At 63.2% G+C, this 18,686-nt stretch carries 9 protein-coding genes, 4 tRNA genes and 1 pseudogene; 2 read left to right on the top strand and 12 right to left on the bottom strand.

The window, feature by feature from the left end; genetic code table 11:
• The 3 genes from AC1VTH_RS02270 to AC1VTH_RS02260 all read right to left on the bottom strand — a co-directional run.
• Positions 1 to 858 (bottom strand): DUF4013 domain-containing protein (locus AC1VTH_RS02270; RefSeq protein WP_481334491.1); only part of this gene is annotated, 858 nt, incomplete at its 3' end.
• A 131-nt stretch (positions 859 to 989) separates the two neighbouring features.
• A tRNA-Ser gene (locus AC1VTH_RS02265) sits at positions 990 to 1,080 on the bottom strand.
• A 43-nt stretch (positions 1,081 to 1,123) separates the two neighbouring features.
• Positions 1,124 to 1,214, bottom strand: a tRNA-Ser gene (locus tag AC1VTH_RS02260).
• A 148-nt stretch (positions 1,215 to 1,362) separates the two neighbouring features.
• On the opposite strand from AC1VTH_RS02260, the gene AC1VTH_RS02255 reads away from it, so the two are divergent.
• The gene (locus AC1VTH_RS02255) at positions 1,363 to 2,094 is read left to right on the top strand and encodes a trimeric intracellular cation channel family protein (protein ID WP_481334490.1); all 732 of its coding nucleotides are present in this window, start codon (positions 1,363 to 1,365) and stop codon (positions 2,092 to 2,094) included.
• 81 nt (positions 2,095 to 2,175) lie between these two features.
• On the opposite strand, the gene typA is transcribed toward AC1VTH_RS02255, so the two are convergent.
• The 7 genes from typA to AC1VTH_RS02220 all read right to left on the bottom strand — a co-directional run bounded on the left by typA (position 2,176) and on the right by AC1VTH_RS02220 (position 14,504).
• On the bottom strand, positions 2,176 to 4,014 hold the full coding sequence (gene typA / locus AC1VTH_RS02250; RefSeq protein WP_293824400.1) for a translational GTPase TypA: 1,839 nt from the start codon (positions 4,012 to 4,014) through the stop codon (positions 2,176 to 2,178).
• 235 nt (positions 4,015 to 4,249) lie between these two features.
• Positions 4,250 to 4,702 (bottom strand): hypothetical protein, encoded by a 453-nt coding sequence (locus AC1VTH_RS02245; protein ID WP_481334489.1) that lies wholly within the window; start codon positions 4,700 to 4,702, stop codon positions 4,250 to 4,252.
• A 333-nt stretch (positions 4,703 to 5,035) separates the two neighbouring features.
• Positions 5,036 to 12,475 carry a Spy0128 family protein gene (locus tag AC1VTH_RS02240; RefSeq protein ID WP_481334488.1) on the bottom strand — a complete coding sequence of 2,480 codons (7,440 nt, stop codon included), beginning with the start codon at positions 12,473 to 12,475 and terminating at the stop codon, positions 5,036 to 5,038.
• 104 nt (positions 12,476 to 12,579) lie between these two features.
• Positions 12,580 to 12,756, bottom strand: a complete 177-nt coding sequence (locus tag AC1VTH_RS02235; RefSeq protein WP_481334487.1) for a hypothetical protein — start codon at positions 12,754 to 12,756, stop codon at positions 12,580 to 12,582.
• The gene (locus tag AC1VTH_RS02230) at positions 12,711 to 14,039 is read right to left on the bottom strand and encodes a hypothetical protein (protein WP_481334486.1); all 1,329 of its coding nucleotides are present in this window, start codon (positions 14,037 to 14,039) and stop codon (positions 12,711 to 12,713) included. The genes AC1VTH_RS02235 and AC1VTH_RS02230 overlap by 46 nt, the downstream gene beginning before the upstream one ends.
• Before the next feature lie 250 nt (positions 14,040 to 14,289).
• Positions 14,290 to 14,365, bottom strand: a tRNA-Ala gene (locus AC1VTH_RS02225).
• Between the two features lie 62 nt (positions 14,366 to 14,427).
• Positions 14,428 to 14,504: transfer RNA gene (locus tag AC1VTH_RS02220), tRNA-Ile, on the bottom strand.
• Between the two features lie 213 nt (positions 14,505 to 14,717).
• Between AC1VTH_RS02220 and AC1VTH_RS02215 the strand changes: the two genes are divergently transcribed.
• Positions 14,718 to 15,281 (top strand): bifunctional nuclease family protein, encoded by a 564-nt coding sequence (locus tag AC1VTH_RS02215; protein ID WP_481334485.1) that lies wholly within the window; start codon positions 14,718 to 14,720, stop codon positions 15,279 to 15,281.
• A 154-nt stretch (positions 15,282 to 15,435) separates the two neighbouring features.
• Here AC1VTH_RS02215 and gyrA read toward each other — a convergent pair whose 3' ends face one another.
• Positions 15,436 to 18,201, bottom strand: coding sequence for a DNA gyrase subunit A (gyrA, locus tag AC1VTH_RS02210; protein ID WP_481334484.1), 2,766 nt, complete (start codon positions 18,199 to 18,201; stop codon positions 15,436 to 15,438).
• A gap of 50 nt (positions 18,202 to 18,251) precedes the next feature.
• Positions 18,252 to 18,686, bottom strand: a pseudogene (locus AC1VTH_RS02205) (DNA topoisomerase IV subunit B); the annotation flags it as partial.

Below are 18,686 nucleotides of genomic sequence, written 5' to 3'. Positions count from 1 at the left end.
AGCCACGGCAGGTTCGGGCGCAGGGGCGGACTCAACCGGGGTCACGGGCGCCGGGGGCAGCGTGTTGGCCTGTGCCGGCAGCGGCTCGTCGGGGCCGCCCCACGAGCGCACGTCGAACTGACTCATCCACAAGCCAATGCTGTTGACGAACAGCAGACTGGCGGCGCTGCTGACCACGAGCGTGGCGTAGAGGAAGAGAATGGTGCCGGGCAGCACGCCGCGCAGGATGGAGGCGATGATCGAGGCCATGGTGTACGAGTCTCCGTAGTACTGGGCCTCATAGACAAGGCGCATGATGTCGGGCAGGGCAAAGCCAATCATCACGGAGAACACGAGCGTCGAGGCGGCGGCAACGATGCCCCACTCGGCAAGGGGGATGAGCAGCGTCTTGAACAGGCCCGAGGGATCGCGCTTGATCATCTCGACGAAGCGGCTTACCTTGAAGCCGGCGCCAATCTTCTCGTACACGCAGGCATGGAGCGCAGCCACCATGATGGGGGCCGCAAGCACGAACTCGGCGATGGTGACGAGGGTCGAACCCAGGCCGCGCAGGAGAAATGACAGGATGGCGTTCACGATACCGCCAAGGATGCCCACGACGAGCGACCATGCGAGAATGACGACGAACGCTCGCCAGCCGCTTGCGATGCAGGCGCCAACCTTGACGCCCTTCTGCTTGGGCGAAGAGTTAACGCCCCAGGCAGAGAGCCTCGCCCACTCGCAGGCATAGCCCAGAACGCCAAGTGCGCCCACGATGGGCACGAAGCACGCGAGGGCCATGAGCAGGATGGGCTTGATCCAGCCCTTCTCCTTGGTCATGAGCGCCCAGGAGCGCGAGAAGTACTTCTTGTCTTCCATGGAAACCTCCATGCGCCAAACTACACGTACCCCTTGAGTGTATATGACCTTGTGTGCAGGGGTCCGCCGTTCACCCTAACAGAGAGGTAAGAAAAAGGGCCCGACTCTTGCGAGCCGGGCCCTGCATGCTCTGGCGGAGAGGGAGGGATTTGAACCCTCGTAACCACAAAGTGGTTAAACGGTTTTCGAGACCGCCGCATTCAGCCGCTCTGCCACCTCTCCAGAGAATATGGAAGCGGCGCCGCTTGGGCGCCGCGGAAGACTCTGGCGGAGAGTCGGGGATTTGAACCCCGGAGACGCTTGAGACGCCTACACGATTTCCAATCGTGCGCCTTCGACCACTCGGCCAACTCTCCAAAAACGTGCGTTGACTATGGTAGCAAAAAGAATTGCACCATGCGAGAGGAATTTGAGAAATCTTTTCTCGCCCCAAGGGCCCATTGAGAGGGTCCGCGAAGCCGCGCGGGACCATAATGCAAGCACGAGAGTTGGGGAGGAGTCACCGTGCCAGATGCGATCTCACTGTTTGCCCAGGGAACCCATGTGCTCATGTTGCCCGCATGGCTCGAGCTCGCGGCCGTGGTGGTGGGCTCGCTCTCGGGCTCGCTCGTTGCCATCGAGCGACAGCTCGACCTCACGGGCTGCGTGGCCCTATCGCTCATCTGCGGCCTGGGTGGCGGTCTCATCCGCGACGTCATCATGCAGGAGGGCGACGTCTACATGCTCAACTCCACCGCGGCCATCGTGCTGTGCGTGGTGGCGGGCGCCATCGTCTTTCACTTTCCCACCGCGCTGCGGCGCGTCCCCAACGCCATCGAGTGGGCGGACATCCTCTCGGTTGGTCTCTTTTGCGCCGCAGGCGTCAACAAGGCACTCATGTATGGGCTTGGCGGTGTGCAGGCCGTGCTCATGGGCGTCATCACAGGCGTGGGCGGCGGCATGCTGCGCGACGTCTTTTTGGGAGACGTGCCCAAGATCTTTCAGCCGTCAACGAACTACTATGCCGTGAGCGCGCTTGGTGGCTCACTCGTCTACCTCGTGTTGTATCGCTACTTCCACGTCATGAACCCCTGGGTTGCCATCGTCTGCACGCTCGTGACGGTGGCGCTGCGCCGCCTCAGCCTGCGCTTTGGGCTCGTCTCCTCCCCCAGCCATGACTACACCAACGAGCTGCTCGCCCCCATGCGCCGCGTGGCCGAGCGAGCCCAGGAGCATTCGCGGAGGACCAGCCAGTAACGCAGACCATGACACGCACAAGAAAGGGCCCGCCACCTAGGTGACGGGCCCTGCTGCTTGCGATGTCATCCGACGAACAACCTACTTGTTGACTAGGCCGTTGCGGACGTTGGCCTTCTTGCGCTCGATGGCGTTGAGGATGCGCTTGCGCATGCGGACACTCTTGGGCGTAACCTCGACGAGCTCGTCGTCCATGATGTACTCGAGTGCCTCCTCGAGCGTGAAGGTGCGCGGCGGGGTGAGCTGAACGGCGATGTCGGCCGTGGAGCTGCGCTGGTTGCCGAGCTGCTTGGAGCGGGCGATGTTGACGACCATGTCGCCGGGCTTGGAGCGCTCGCCCACGAGCATGCCCTCGTAGCACTCGTCGCCGGGGCCCACGAAGAGCTGGCCGCGCTCCTGCAGGGTGCCCAGGGCGTAGGCGACAGCCTTCTCAGTGGTCATCGAAATCATGGCGCCGTTGTTGCGGGTGCCAAGGTCGCCCACGAACGGACCGTACTCGAGGAACGTGTGGTAGAAGACGCCCTCGCCGTGGGTGACGTTGAGGATGCGGTTCTTGAGGCCCATGATGCCGCGGGTGGGGATGCGGAACTCGATGTGGCAGATCGTCTCGCCCTGCTCCATGCTCGTCATGGTGCCGGAGGCGTTGCCAAAGACCTCGATGACCTTGCCGGAGTACTCGGGCGGGCACTCGACGACGGCCTGCTCGATCGGCTCGATGCGGTTGCCGTTCTCGTCCTTCTTGATGAGGACGCGGGGACGGCCCACCTGGAACTCGAAGCCCTCGCGGCGCATGGACTCCATGAGGACGGACAGGTGCAGGATGCCGCGGCCGGCGACCTCGACGCCCGTCTTGTCAGGGAGCTCCTCGATGCGCATCGTGACGTTGTTCTCGGCCTCGGTCATGAGGCGCTCCTTGAGCTGACGGGCACCCACGATGTCGCCCTCGCGGCCCACGAGCGGGCTCGTGCTGGCCTCGAAGACGATGGCCAGGGTCGGCGGGTCGATCTCGATGGGCTCGAGCTCGACGGGGTTCTCGGGGTCGGTGTAGACGTCGCCGATGTCGGTGCGGTCGATGCCCACGACGGCGGCGATGTCGCCGGCGCCAACCTCGTTGCACTCCTTGCGACCCAGGTAGTCAAAGGTGAAGAGCTGCTTGACGGTGGCGTTGGCGCGGCTGCCGTCGTTCTTCACGACGAGAATCTTGTCGCCGTCGTGGATGGTGCCGGAGTAGATGCGGCCGATGCCGATGCGGCCCACGTACTCGGAGTGGTCAATTGTGACGCACTGCATGGCCAGCGGGCCGTCGGGGTCGACCTCGGGCGCGGGCATGTCCTCGACGATCATGTCGAGCAGCGGGTACATGTTGTCGTTGTCGTCGTTGGGGTCAAGACGGGCAAAGCCGTTCATGGCGCTGGCGTAGACGACGTGCTCCATGGCGAACTCGAGCTGCTCGTCGGTGGCGCCGAGGTCGGCCATGAGGTCGAGGCAGTCGTTGTAGGCCTTGTCGGGGTTGGCACCCGGACGGTCGATCTTGTTGACGACGATCATAATCGACAGGCCGGCGTCGATGGCGTGGCGCAGCACGAAGCGCGTCTGGGGCATGGGACCCTCGAAGGCGTCGACGAGCAGCAGGGCACCGTCGGCCATCTTGAGCACGCGCTCGACCTCGCCGCCAAAGTCGGCGTGGCCCGGGGTATCGATGACGTTGATCTTGACGTCCTTGTACTCGATGGAGATGTTCTTGGCCAGAATGGTGATGCCGCGCTCGCGCTCCTGGTCGTTGGAGTCGAGCACGCGCTCCTCGACCTGCTGGTTGGCACGGAAGGCATCGGTGGCGCGCAGGAGCTTGTCCACGAGCGTCGTCTTGCCATGGTCGACGTGGGCGATGATGGCGATGTTGCGTAGGTTCTCCTGGCGCATGTTTATCCTCAATCTCGTGCGGCGCGTGGGATTACGCGCAATATGGCATGTTTGGGCCGAGTTCTCGGCTAATGGCTTAGTTTAGCGCGGTAGACGGTAGGTTGCTTTCCTCACAAGCGCATCCATCGAGGTATCACGGTTGAGACCGTTCTTCCCTGGCTTGGCAGGCTCCAGCGACGCTGGAGCGGGTGCTCTGAGTTTGCGGTGAGGCGGCGGCGAAGAACGCCGCTGTGCCCTACAGGAGGCTAGGGGTCTCCCCGGCGGGTGCGGGATCGCTCCAGGCAAGGTTATCACCGGCGCCAATCCCCTCGACAAGCGAGAAGGCAGAGTAGCCGCACTCGGCCCCACGCTCGCCAAACTCGAGGATGAGCGCATCTCGGAAGACGTCGTCATCGTCGGCGACTGCGCCGAGGTAGGCGATGGCGTAGCAGGCGGGATTGCCGATGACGCAAGCATTGTTCTCGTCGCGAGCGCCGTTGCGCACCCACGTGCGAGCGGCCTCGAGGCACTGCTCGGCAGAATCATCATCGAACTCGCAGGTCATACGCTGACCCTGGGAGTCCGCGGCGGTGGCTACGACGGAGAAGTCATCGCCCGCGGCGAGGCGGTCGAGAGCCTCGCCCATGAGGGTGCTGCCGAGCTCGTCGGTCTGAGCGGAAACGCCGCCGTTGCCGTGATTGTCCGCCATGAGTTCACCCTCCACTTTCGCCGTGATATCGAAGAGATGGTAACGCATCCTCACCTGTCATTGACCGTCTCGCGCCGCAAACACAGGGGAACCAAGGCCCGAAGCGTGCGTGCGGAGCCGGAAGCCGGACAGCAGCGGGCTCGGACGGCACCGCCGGGCGAGATGCCCGCTGGCCGGGCACGCCAAAAGGAAGGAGCCGAGGCCACGAGGACCTCGGCTCCCAAATTGCCAAGTGGGGTTCGCGGGAGTAGAAGGGAGGAGATTGGCAACTCCCCGCTTGGCAGGGGGCTTATCCCTCACCGGCACCCCCCGTCGGCTTGGTTTCCCTAATCGCTAGCCCCGCTTGCCTCTCTTGCTCACGACGAGGGCGATGCCGAGGAACGCAATGCCGAGAACGGCGCTGACGATGATGGGCGCGCGCTCGATGGGGTCGCCCGTCTGGGGAATGAACTTCGTGGGCGTGATGGGCGTCGTGGGCTTTGCGGGCTCCACGGGCTTGGTGTACGTGTTGCGGAACACGCAAGCACCTGCCTCATCCTGGTTGACGCTTGCGATGAGGTTGCCCTTGCCGTCATCGGTGACGGTGACGGTGACCTTGCGGGCCGTCTCGTCATAGGTGACGTGCTGCTGGCCGTCGTTCACCTCGGTGATGGCGAACGTGTAGGTACCGGCTCGGGTGAACGAGAGCTCCTCGAACCTGACCTGGCCGTTCGCGTCGTTCTTCGCGGTGACCTCAACGCCGCCACCAGAGAGCTTGAAGGTGAACTGCCCAGCCTTGAGATCCGCTCCCTCGAGAACCTTGGTCGCGGTCAGAGCAAGCTTCGTGGGACTGGCCTCGTAGGCGTTGACGAACTCCGCCTCGCGGGCGTCCTTGAGCTCGTGCGTGACGCCGAGGGTGCCGTCGCCCTTATCCACGACGGTCGTCGTCACGTGGTAGGAGGCGTCGCTGAACGTAACGCCGCTCTCGACGGTTCCGTGACCGCGCTCGCGAATCGTGTAGCGGTGGACGCCGGGACGTCCGTACTCGATGCCGCTCAGCGCCACGTTGCCAGAGGCATCGTTCGTGCCAGTGGCGACGACACTGCCGTCCTCGAGGAGCTCGAACGTGAACTCCCCTGCCGCAAGGTCGCGGCCGGCCAGCGTCTTGTGAACGTCGATCTGATCAGTGACGCTCGAGGTGGTGGGCTTGACGTTATAGGAGTTCGTGAAGGCGAACGCGGGGCCGGAGAGCTCGTTGCCGTTCGCGTCGACATGGGCGACCGTGAGCTTGCCGTGGCCGTCATCCGTAACCCTGATGTAGACGACGCGCGTGGACTGGGCGTCGTTCGTGACGCCTGCCGCAGATCCGCTCTCGGTGATGACGTAGCGGTAGGTGTGGGAGCGCGCGCGGATGGGCGTGGCGTCATTCTCGGCCGTGGCGCCATCCGTCTCGGGCGTGTCGGAGACGACACGCATCAGCCTGCGGGCGCCGCGCCAGGACGCCGTGGTGGTGACTTCGGCCTGGGCGTCGTGGTTGGGGATGGCCTCGACCTCGGCCTCGGCAATGGGAGCCATGCCGGTTTCCTCGGCAGAAGGAGAGGGCGTGCTTGCGTCGGGCGCGGCAGGAGCCTCTTCCTGGGCCTCAGGGGCCGCCTCGGTAGCAGCGCCTTCGGACTCGATTCCGTCACCGGAGTTCCCCGCGGCTACAACAGACTCTCCAGCCTGTACGTCAGGCGTGGCCTCAAGGGCGTTCGCCGTCGCGGCGTCCTGCGTCTCGCCAGCCTCGTCCGCGGCGCCCCGAGTCTCACCCAGGGCCCTCAGGAGGTCGTCGAGCGTGAACGTGATCGAACCGAAGTCGACGTTACCGTTCGCGTCGTTCGTCGTGTTGGTGCGCTCGGGCATGGGCGCGCCGGCCTCACCCTCCACGGTGAACGTGAACTTTCCGGCGATGTCGGCGCCCTCAAGGCCATCGGGGACGCTCAGGCTCTTGGTGCCCGCGAGTCCGATGGAAACGGGGTCTCCCGTCGCGTACGTGTTGAGGAACGCAAGTCCGCCATCGGGGAGGTTGACCGTGCAGGTCAGCTTTCCGTTGCCGTTGTCTGTAACATCCACGGTAAGACGGAAGTTCGCCGCCGTAGGCGTCACGCCGCGGTCACCCAGGCCGTCGGTCACCTCATAGGCGACATACGGGATGGTCCAGGTGTTTCCGGTACGGGTGGCAAGGCCGTCAGCAACGAGGCTGGCGAGCTTGTTGCTGTCGTAGGACAGGGAGCCGAAGTTCACTTGGCCGGAAGCGTTCCTTGCGACGGAGACGACCTCGTGGTTACCCGCGCCATAGGCGAGGCGGAAGGTGAAGTCGCCGTCGAACATGAGACCGTTCGTCATGGACTTCGTGCCCACGATGGGCGTCGTCTCACCGGTAGCGGCGTAGGAGTTCTCGAGGGTGACCTTCGCAGCCGCGGCCGCATCAGACCCAGCGACATAGACGTACGTGTCGTCGGCTCCGGACGTGCTCGTGACGTGGGTCGTCACCGTAAGGGTAGCCGTGGCGGGATCGTCGGCCGTGGTGATGGTGACGTTGTAGCGCGTGGCGTCATAGGTGACGCCGCCAAGGCCACCGTTCGCCTCGGTAATAGTGTAGGAGTAGGTCTTGCCCACGTCTTCCTGGGTGAACGGGGCGGAGGTGGAGGAGTTCACCACGAGCGCTTCTTCGACGGCGGGCGCCTCGGCGTTGGTGTGGTGCCCGGCGATGCCGAGCTTGTCACCGTCACCGATGGCGACGACGTCGAACCCGAACTCGCCCGCGGTCAGCGCGCGGCCGCTCATCCTCTTCGTAACGCTCAGTCCGCCAGCCGCGGTGTAGTCAAGCTGCGAGCGATACGTGTTCGTGAAGACGTTGTTCTCGTTCGTCACGACGGCGCTCATCGTGCCGTTGCCCTCGTCGGAGACCCTCACGGTCACGGTCGCAACGTGGGTGTCGTCGGAGATGCCGGGAATGCCAGAGGCGTTCTCGCGGACCTCGTAGACGAACGTGCGGGGACCCTCGCGCACCATGTCATAGGTGAATGGGATGGTGCCGAACGCGAAGTCAGCGGCCTCGCTCTCGTTGTGGACGGACACGGAGGTGGCTTCCTCGCCGTTGGCATCAACGGGGAGGGGCGCGCCGTCGGTCACAGGGCTGATCGTGAAGCTGAACTCGTCACCATCCCGCCAGTCGCGGCCCTCAAGAATCTTGGAGAAGTGTGGGTTCACGAGTTGATCGGCTGGGATGCTGGAGTCATAGGTGTTGACGAACTCCCTGTCTCCGGAGATGAGCCTGACGGTTGTCTCGAGCTCGCCGGTCTCCGTGTTGTCTCGCACGGTAACGCGGAAGGCAGCGACGTTGTCGCTATAGCTCATGCCACCAGCGTTTCCGCGTTCCTCGGAGACCCTGTAATCGTACTGACCCGCCCGCGTGAAGACGATGGTTCCGAAGTTGATCTGGGCTGCGCCGTCAACGACGTCGTCGGGGCCGAGGATAACCTTCGTGGAAGGAGCGCCGTCATCACCCATGGGGACGGGAGCGCCATTCACGCCCTCGAGCACGAAGGTGAAGTGGTCGTTCTCGCGCCAGGCGTCAACGCCCTCGAGCACCTTCGTCAGGCCGAGGTCGGCCGTGGCGAAGTTGGCGTCCGCCGCCTTGTAGGTGTTCTCGAACAGAATCTTGCGGTTGTCATCATCCACAACCTGGCCATCGATCTTCGTCGTAACCGTCATGGTGCCATCGAGGTTGTCGACGACGGAGACGACGAGTTCGTGCACGCGCCCGTCATAGGTGACACCGGGGAGCTTGTCGGCGTCGGCGGGGATGACCTCCGCCACGTCAAACGCGTAGGTCTTGTTGGCGTTCGCGGCACCAAAGACCACGTCGGAAAGCTTCTGCATATCTTCGGCAATGCCGCTCGCACGCCTCTGGGTGTTCGAGAAGGCCTTGTCGGAATCAGAGAGAAGCGCGTTGGCTTCGTCGGCCGTCGCCGCGGTGGTCCCACTCTCGGCGGTGGCGTCCTTGCCGGTGATGGAGAAGGAGAACATGCCCATGTCCATCGAGCGGCCCGTGAGGACCTTGCTCACGGTGACGTCGGCGTAGCGGGCGGCCTCAGTGGGAGCGTAGACGTTCGTAAAGGCAGCGTGGTCCGTGACGTTCTTGTCGTCATCGACCGCAGAGGTCGAGTTGTCATAGGAGACGTTGTCGAGAACGAGGGTGCCGTTGTCATCGACGACGGTAACGGTCGCGATGGCGGCATGGCGGTCCCAAGTGATGCCCGAGCCGTCCACGGCGGGGGCAATCTCCCGGATTTCGAAGACATAGGTGCCAGGCTTGCTGAAGGCCATCTCGCCTGACTCGAAGCTGACCACGTTTCCATTGGTCTCGTGATCGAGGTTCATCTTGGAGGCGACGCCGTTCTCGGGGCCAGAGACGAGCCTCATGGAGAACTTGAAGTCGTCCGTGGGGAGCATGTCACGTCCAACGAGGCGCTTCTCGCCCTTGATGACTCCGGTCTCGGTGAGAGACTTCGGCTCATAGGAGTTCTCGAACGTAATCTCCTCGACCTTTTCGCTCTCCCCGTCGCGGGCATAGGACGCGCTGACCTTGACGATGTTCTCGCCGTCAACCGTCTCATGGGTCACGGTCACGGTCGCAATCCAAACCGTACCGTCATACGTCATGCCGGGACGAGCACCATCGGGAGTCTTCTCGGTGATCTTGTACTGATAGGTCTTGCCCACGTCCTTGTTCTTGAAAGTGATGGCGTTGAAGACGACGGCTCCATGGGCGTTGTTGTGGCCGACAATCTCGGTCGCGCCGTCGGGCATGGGAGCATCGCCGACGGGCGTCAGGGTGAACTCGAACATGCCGGCCTGGAGAGGCAGCGCGCCAGAGGCGTCGTTCAGCTTCTTCATGGCGACGGGCGTCCAGTCCTGCGAGGGGGCGTCGAAGACGTTCACGAAGGAGGCGACGTCTGCGGCCGCGCCCTCGGGAGCCACGTCGGAGCCAAGGTCGTCGTGGACGCGCGTGATCTTGGAGGAAATCGCGAGCGTGCCGTCGTGATTGTCCGTGACCGTCACGGTCACGGTGTAGAGGGAGAGGGACGTCGTGACGCCAGTCGTCCCGGCTTCCTCGGCAGGCTCGTAGACCTGGTAGACATAGGTACCGGGCTTCTCGTAGGCGATGTCACCGAAGTTGAAGGCAACGTGAGTGCCAGAGGGCGTGCCCTCATGGCTCGTGACGGCCAGCCTATAGATGTCACCCTCGGACCTTTCAGGCATGGGGGCACCGTCGAGACCCTGGAGAATGAACGTGAAGCTGTCGCTGGCGAACCAGTCGCGGCCGTCGAGCACCTTCTCGCCGAGAAGGGCGTCGCGCCCGGAGAGCGTGCCGGTCGCGGAATACGTGTTCGTGAAGTCCGCCTTCGACTCGAGGCCAGCCTCGGTCACACCCTCGCGCAGGGCGGAGGGCGTGGTCTCGAAGCCGTCAAGGGCGCGCTCGGTCACGGAGTAGGCCGTGCCGGAAGGGATGCCGTACACGTAGAGAGTCTCGCCGTGCTTGAGCGTGTGCTCGGCATGGCCGGTCGCGTCGAGCGTGAGGTCCCAGGACTCGTCGCCGTGAACCTTGCCGTCGGTTCCCTTGACGACGGCCTTGAACGTCTTACCAGCCGCTTCGGGAATCGAGATGTCGAACGCGAAGTCGAGGTTGTTGTAGTAGCTCTCGTCAAAGCCGTCGGGAGTGACGACCTTCTTGGAAATCGCGAGCGTGGAGGGCTGCTCGAGCGAGATCCGGCCATTGTTGCCAAGGAGGACGTTGATCGTCTTGCCACTCCACCTCGGGTCGATGATCGTGGAGGCAGTAGCGGTGGGGTTACCGCCCTTGGCGGTGTGAAGCTCGTTGATACGGGTGAGCTGTCGCGAACCTTTCCTCATAATGAGGTAGCCGGACTCATCGGTCGTGATGCCGCCCGTGATTCCCTCGACAACGCTGCCAGGGAAGGAGACAACACTCGAGCTCCTTGTTGCCGAGCCACCCTCAAGCTCGTACCAAGAGTGGCTGTAGTAATAGGTCGTTGAGGCGCTCAGCGGCCCGCGGGCGCGCTGGGTGCACTCGGCATCAAGATACAGGGGCGTGTCCTCGGTGATGAAGTAGTAGCCGTTGCCTGTCGCCGGAGTGAACGAGGCGGTCGTGTTACCGCTCTCTCCACCGGTGTATTCGTTCGCGAGGAAGTAGACCTTGCCCTCGGAATCCGTGTGGGAGGCAATGTAGTCCGTCATGTCATCGTCGGGATTCGCGAGCAGCTCGACGGCCTCTTTCTTGAGGCTTGGGTTATAGAACACGCGAATGGGGAACGTCAACGTCACGTCTCCCGTGCCCGCGTCCTCGTCGACATTGAAGTGGCGAAGGGGGATGAGGGAGGCCGGGATGGAGACGGTCACCTTGTCGCCCGTGCGGGCGTCGTCAGAGCGCTCGACGCGAATGAGCACGGAATCAAGGTTACCAGTGGGGTACAGGACGTTACCGGCCGTGCCATGGAACGTGTAGGTGTCGACGTTGCCGGAGGTGGAGACGGTCGGATTGGAGAAGACCTGCTTGGCGAACACGATGCTCTCGAAGCTATCGACCTTCATGTAGTCGCCGAGCTGGTCGGTGAACGTAACGTAGCCGGACGTATCCTCGGCACCCTCGACCACGTCCGTCGGGTGGCCGGCGGCCTTCGCGATGTCCTGGGAAATGCCACTGAAGACGTCCTTGAGGTCGGCGGCACTCGTCGCCGTCTTGTAGAAGTCGGAGTCATTCGCGCGCGAGCCGAGCTCGTCGTAAGCGGTCGCGAAGGGGTAGTTGCTGGAGACGGCATGCAGGAAGCGGTTCTCCCTGGAGGTCCACATGGATGTTGGGTCAGCGGAGGGGTTCGCGCCATTCTGGATGCCGACGGTGTAGATGGTCGTGCCGCCGTCCTTCAGCGCCTTGGCAGTGCTGACGGCAGAGTTGGCGACGCTCGAGTTGAATTCATTTTGCTTGGTGGGCGTGCCGTCGGTGAAGAACACGACAACCTTCTTGGCGCCGGAGCGCGCGCCGCTCAGCACCGTCTGTGCATGGCTCATGCCATAGTCGGCACGCGTGGCGCCGGCAGGATCGAGCGCGTTGATCTGCGAGGTGATGGCGCCCTTGCCGTCCTGCGTGCACGGCGTGAGGCCAATCATGCGCTGACTGTAGTTGTATCTGTAGTAGCCATCACGGAAGGAGTCGTTGCCGATGCGCTCGGTGCTGTCGCTGGCGAACTTCACGACGGAAACCCGGTGCTGCATCTCCGGGTCATCGATACCCTCGTTTGCCTTTGCGATCTCGTCGACGAAGGCATTCGCGGCAGCCTTCAGGGCGTCAATCTTCTTCCCTCCACCGCTCATGTTGTCCTCCATCGAACCAGAGGCGTCGAGGACGAGGACGATGTCGAGCGGCGTGGTCGACGTCGTCGTCAGGTTTGAGGTCGAGGAGATGGCGGAGAGGACAGTCAGGAAGTCCGAGTCGCCCTTCTGAATCCTCATGGTTCCGCCGGCGCCCGTGAGCTCGATATCGCCGTCGGAGACGGTCTTGTCCGTCCAGATGCGGCCGACGTTCTCCGTCGAGTTATCGAGGCCCCAGTCGCGCCATGTCGACGCGGAGGAGGGGTCTGCCAACGTCGTGGCACCCACCGTCGCAGCAAGCGCCGTCGTCGGAGCCAATACGAGAAGTGCGACAAACAACAACAAAAGCCTCAGACGCTTCATGGTGACCTCCTCCAGCGAAAGCCAGCTAACCGAGCTTATCGTCAGGGAGCTGAAGCCAAACTGATAGGTCACACATGTGCCAACTTTAGATACCCGCAGGTAGATTAGTTGGAACCCTCGTCAAACCAGGTGACAAAATCGCGATAGAGACCAAGTCGCGTGGTCACTTCCGCCTTCTCATAAATGGCGGCGATGTGTCGCTGAGCGACGCGCCGAGAGATGAAAATCTCGTCGGCTATCTCCTGAACGCCAAGGTCTGTGGAAAGGAGAAGACCACACACCTCCGCCTCTCGGGCGGTAAGGCCGAGCTTCTCAATATAAGTATCGAGAGCCTCCTCGCGAGACGAGCCGGAAGGCCGCGGAAGGCCACCGCCAAACGCCGCGCCATCCTCCCCCCCAGACCCTTCGTGACGCCCCAGGCAATGTCACGAAGAAGGACCAGAAGGCAGATGATCGAAAGCAGGCACGACACGCCCACCGTCGCCACCACGCCACGCGACTCGAAGAAAGCCCGCGCGAACAACGCACCAACGGCACCCATGAAGCAGCTGACGACTCTACCCACGCTCGCGATGACCTCCGGGCGCGACGTATCCGGCGCGATTCTCATGAAGGTCGCACTGAGATACATGACGTAGAAGGCACCGTAGACCCCCGCCATGACGGTGGCCACACCCGCCCACTCGTCCTCCGCGGCAGCGGGCGTTGCCACAGCGACGAGAAACATCGCGCACACCGTGATGAGGGACCTGAGATTACCCTTCTTTAGGTCAAAGAGCGCACCCACAAGCGGGAGGGACAGCGCATTGATGATCTTAGACAGACCCGCAGTGACGATCTCGCCACTCGCATACTTCCAGACGAGAACGCTATCGAGAAGACCATAGTCGAGGGTCATGGCAACCGCGGCGATCACGAGGATGGCGATAGGGCGCCTCCCCACGGTGGGAGCCTGCTTCGCGGCGGAGTCCTGATCGCCCCGCCACCTCTTGGCGGGGCGCGTGGCAAACCACATGATGGTGAGCAAACTCAAGACCGCGCATATGACAAACACAGCGGGTGTCAGCCCCATCGCCTCTACAACATATTGAAGCAGGGAAGACGCACCCATCCCAATTCCGAGGGCCCTGCCGGAGAATTCGCTGCCATAAGACACCAGGCTAAATCCGTAGTGAATACCGCCGCCGGTGTAGCCGAGCGCAAGAACCGTCACACAACTCGCAGCGAGAAGGATCTCGATGCGTTGGGTGGTCATCATCACGATGGAGCCACCGAAACAGAGCGCGAGGACGACTGCCGCCAAGCTCTTCTTCTCTTTTGGGCTAGGCAGATAGGAGCGGGCAATCGAGAACAGGACATAGCCAAGGCCCGTGAAAGCCAGCAGGAGCGCATATGCAGAACCAAGGACGCCAACCTCCGCCAAACGAGGCGCACGGGCAAGCGTCACGGCCATACAGAGCTTCCAGGTGAAGAAGTAGAGCGCAAAGGCCGCCGTCTCAATCAAGAGGGGCCAGGAAGCGGCATAAGGAAAGCCAGTGCGGTGTGATTTGCTGGCCTCGCTCATCCTGGACCCCCCTCTTCTCTTTTCGCCTTTCTCCCATAGCATTTGCATCGGGAGACAGTAAAACGCAACAGTTGTCCCAAACTAATCGGGTGTCGCGGGACGAGGGCGGGTTCAAGCTGACAACGCGGCTACAGCGCACCAGCGCCTCACGGGCGTCCAATTGCCGTTATACCTCACTGTAACTGAAGGGGGCCTGGTAAGAAAATTTGAAAACAAAAAAAGCCGGAGCGAAACCCCCGGCAATCCAGTTTGGTGGAGACGATGGGGATCGAACCCACGACCTCAGGCTTGCAAAGCCCGCGCTCTCCCAACTGAGCTACGTCCCCTTTTAGTAATAAACGCCCCAGCGGCGACTCGGCTCACGCTGGGGCGTTTATTGGCGAAAAGGTGGTGGGCCCGACAAGGTTCGAACTTGTGACCTCCCGGTTATCAGCCGGACGCTCTGACCAACTGAGCTACGGGCCCACGTGCGATTGGTGTGTTCGCCATCGCGCTTGGCTATGATACAACAGGCTGATTCGGAAGCGCAACCGCTTTTTGGAAAAAATTTTCGATTTTTCCTACAGAGCCAAAGAGGGGTAGGATAACCCCTACCGATAAGCAGGAATTAGCCCGAATAAGACGGGGGGGATAGACCCTTGGCCCCATTCGGGCAGACACGCAAAGGAGGCGCAGGACATGGTCGAGATGACGCTCAAGAACCTCATCGTGGGCGGTGGTCCCATTCCGTCGGCTATCATCCTGAAGCCAGCCCCCATTAGCGACGATTCAGACGTAGAGAATCTCAGCGATCCGGCAGACCTCGCGGCCGTTGGCACCGAGATCACGCTGCCCATCAGCGTTGGCACCGCCGACGCCGCCAACGTCGCGCGGGCCATCGATACCGATGACATCAAGCGGCCCACCACGCACATGCTGCTCGCAGGCACGCTCGAGGTGCTGGGCGCAAGCCTTGCGGGCGTCACGATCGAGCGCGTCGAGGGTGCCACGTTCTTTGCCACGCTCGACGTCGTGAACGCCACGGGCGAGCACCATCATATCGATGCCCGCCCCTCCGACGCCGTAGCCTTGGCCATCACCTGCGACGAACCCATCTTCGCCTCCCGCGAGGTGCTCGAGTGCGCCGGCTCGCCCGACTTCGATGCCATCGAAAAGGACGAGCGCTCCCGCGAGGAGGCCGAGTTCCATGACTTTGTCGAGGGCCTCTCCCCCGACGACTTCAAGGCGCCTCGCCAAAACTAGCGCAGGCGGTCACACAAGCAGGTGGCCCCGCACCTAGACGGTGCGGGGCCACCTGCTTTGCTCGCCCTATTCGACACACGAACGACAGAACAAAAAGAGTGCCTCCCAGAATTGTTCCGGGAGGCACTCCTCAAGGCTGGCTTGCCTGCGGCGGCTACTCGTCGATGAGGCTCTCGTCCATCTCCTCGTCGCCACCGATGTCGACCGGGTCCTCTTCGCTCGAGGCACCTGCCGCGGCCAGGTCGAGCGTGGTTTGGTTCGGGTCGACCTTCGCGGCCTTCTTGGCGGCCACCATGCGGGCGAGCGCGCAGACCGTGTCGGCGTCGCTCACGTTCATGACCTTGACGCCCTGCGTGGAGCGGCCGAGCTTGGAGATGTCGTTGGCCCTCACGCGAATGACGACGCCGTCACTGCTCACGATCATGAGCTCATGCTGCGGACCCACAACGCGGCAGGCCGCGAGCTGGCCCTTCTTGGCGGTCATCGTGATGGTGAAGACACCCTGGCCACCACGCTTGTGCTCGGGATACTCGGCAACCGGGGTGCGCTTGCCAAAGCCCTTCTCGGTGATGACGAACAGGTCGCCGTTGCCGTTGGTGATCTCCATGCCCAGCATCTTGGCGTCGCCCTTGAGGGTAATGCCGCGAACGCCGCTCGTGTCGCGGCCCATCGGGCGCACATCGCTCTCGGGGAACATGATGGCCTTGCCGTCGGTCGAGACGAGGATAACCTTCTCGCCCTCGCGGACGCGGCGAACGTTGACCACTTCGTCGCCGGCGCGCAGGTTGATGGCGATGATGCCGTCGCGGCGCGTGCGGTCATAGGCGCTCATGGCCGTCTTCTTGACGGTGCCGTTCCTCGTGGCAAACATCAGGTACTCGTCCTCGGGGAACTGTCGGCAGGTGATGACGGCCGTGGCGTGCTCGCCCTCGGAGAACGGCACGAGGTTCACGATGGCGGTGCCACGGGCGGTGCGCTGGCCAATCGGCAGCTCGTGGACCTTGAGGCGGTAGACCTTGCCCTTATTCGAGAAGAACAGCACGTAGTCGTGCGTACTCGCCACGAACAGGTCCTCGACGAAGTCCTCGTCCTTGAGATTCACTCCCTGGACGCCCTTGCCGCCGCGCTTCTGCGCGCGGTAGGTGGCAACCGGGGTGCGCTTCACGTAGCCGGCGTGCGTCACGGTGATGACCATGTCCTCGTCGGCGATGAGGTCCTCGACGTTGAGCTCCTTGGTGCCCTCGACCGAGATCTCGGTGCGGCGCTTGTCGGCGAACTTGCGCTCGATCTCGCGCATCTCGTCCTTGATGACGCCCAGGATCTTCTCGGGATTGGCGAGCAGGTCCTCGTAGTAGGCGATGGCCTTGCGCAGGCCGTCGAGCTCCTGCTGGATCTGGTCGCGCGACAGGCCAGTCAGGCGGCGCAGGCGCATCTCGAGGATGGCCTGGGTCTGCTCGGGCGAGAAGCCAAAGCGCTCGACGAGGCGCGAGCTGGCCTCAGCATCGGTCTGGCTCGAACGGATGATGTGGATGACCTCGTCGATGTTGTCGAGGGCCATGAGGTAGCCCTCGAGGATGTGGGCGCGGGCCTGGGCCTTCTTGAGGTCAAAGCGCGTGCGGCGGGTCACTACGTCGACCTGGTGGTCGATGTAGTGCTGCAGGATCTCGCGCAGCGACAGCAGCTTGGGCACGCCGTTGACGAGCGCCAGGTTGTTGACGCCAAACGTGGTCTGGAGCTGCGTGAACTTGTACAGGTTGTTGAGCACGACCTGCGGGATGACGTCCTTCTTGAGCTCGATGACCAGGCGGATGCCCTTCTGGTTCGACTCGTCGCGCAGGTCGGAGATGCCCTCAATGCGCTTCTCGTTCACGAGCTGGGCAATCTTCTCCTGCAGGGTGCCCTTGTTGACCTGGTAGGGCATCTCGGTGAAGACGAGGCGCGAGCGGCCGGTCTTGGTCGTCTCGACGTGGGCCTTGGCGCGCACGGTGAGCGAGCCGCGGCCGGTCTCGTAGGCCTGACGGATGCCGTCGACGCCCATGATGATGGCGCCCGTCGGGAAGTCGGGACCAGGCATGACCTGCATGAGCTCGTCGGTCGTGGCGTCGGGGTTGTCGATGAGCAGACAGGTGGCCTCGATGGCCTCGCCCATGTTGTGCGGCGGGATGTTGGTAGCCATGCCCACGGCGATGCCGTTGCAGCCGTTGACCAGCAGGTTGGGGAAGCGCGCAGGCAGGACGGAGGGCTCGGAGAGCGACTCATCGTAGTTGGGCTGCCAGTCGACGGTGTCCTTCTGCAGGTCACGGAGCAGCTCCATGGCAGGCTTGGCCAGACGGCTCTCGGTGTAACGCATTGCTGCGGCCGAGTCGCCGTCGATGTTGCCAAAGTTGCCGTGGCCGTCAATGAGCGGTGTGCGCATGGAGAACCACTGCGCGAGACGGACCATCGTGTCATAGACGGCGAAGTCACCGTGCGGGTGGTACTTGCCGATAACCTCGCCGACCGTCCACGCACTCTTCTTGTGCGGACGGTTGGGGAAGATGCCGCTCTCGTTCATCGCGTACAGGATGCGGCGGTGGACCGGCTTCAGGCCGTCGCGCACATCGGGCAGGGCGCGGGCCGTGATGACCGACATCGAGTACTCGATGAAGCTCTGGCGCATCTCGTGGCCAAACTCCTTGATCTGGAGCGCGCCACCGTGCTCGTCGACCTCGCCGGTGTCGGTGCCGCGGCCGGCGTTGCCAAACTCCTCCTCGAGCTCGCCGTCATCGTCGTCCTCGGTGTCGTCGTCAGACTCGACGTAGACGTCGGTGCCCTCGTCCTCGGCACTCGCCCGGTCGAGCAGGCGACGGAGATCCTCGGGCAGGTTGGCGTTGTCGCCCGCCTGCTGGTTCTCGTCGTGGGTGTTGTTATCGTCTGCCACTTCTGGCCTTTCTCGTTGCTAAACCAAACTTGCGAAATGTCAGGCGCTGACTAGGCGTCGAGGAAGCGCGCGTCGTGGGCGTGGCGCTCGATGTAGTCACGGCGGTAGCCAACCTCGCTGCCCATGAGCTCGCGCACGGCTCGGTCGGCCGCGGCGGCGTCTTCGATGGTGACGCGCTGCAGGATGCGGGTCTTGGGGTCCATGGTCGTCGAGGCAAGCTGCTTGGGGTCCATCTCGCCCAGGCCCTTGTAGCGCTGGACGTCGTAGCCCTTCTTCTTTTTCTTGAGCTTGCCGGAGTCGTCCTTGCCGTCACCGTCGTCGTCGGGGTCGAAGCCCAGCGAGCGGATGGTGTCGCGCAGGATCTCCTCCTCGGGCTGGCGGCCGTTGGGGTAGACGTAGTGGATCTTCTTGCGCACCTTGATGCCAAAGATCGGCGGGCACGCGGCGTAGATGTAGCCGGCGTCGATGAGCGGGCGCATGTACTT

Source organism: Parolsenella sp., assembly GCF_982402205.1.
The sequence above is the reverse complement of the archived record's forward strand: the minus strand, read 5'-3'. Positions and strand labels throughout refer to the sequence as shown.

Bases quoted from the DNA above. Each gene is read 5' to 3' on its own strand.
- typA (WP_293824400.1), bottom strand. From the start codon at position 4,014: ATGCGCCAGGAGAACCTACGCAACATCGCCATCATCGCCCACGTCGAC.
- AC1VTH_RS02245 (WP_481334489.1), bottom strand. From the start codon at position 4,702: ATGGCGGACAATCACGGCAACGGCGGCGTTTCCGCTCAGACCGACGAG.
- AC1VTH_RS02240 (WP_481334488.1), bottom strand. From the start codon at position 12,475: ATGAAGCGTCTGAGGCTTTTGTTGTTGTTTGTCGCACTTCTCGTATTG.
- AC1VTH_RS02230 (WP_481334486.1), bottom strand. From the start codon at position 14,039: ATGAGCGAGGCCAGCAAATCACACCGCACTGGCTTTCCTTATGCCGCT.
- AC1VTH_RS02215 (WP_481334485.1), top strand. From the start codon at position 14,718: ATGGTCGAGATGACGCTCAAGAACCTCATCGTGGGCGGTGGTCCCATT.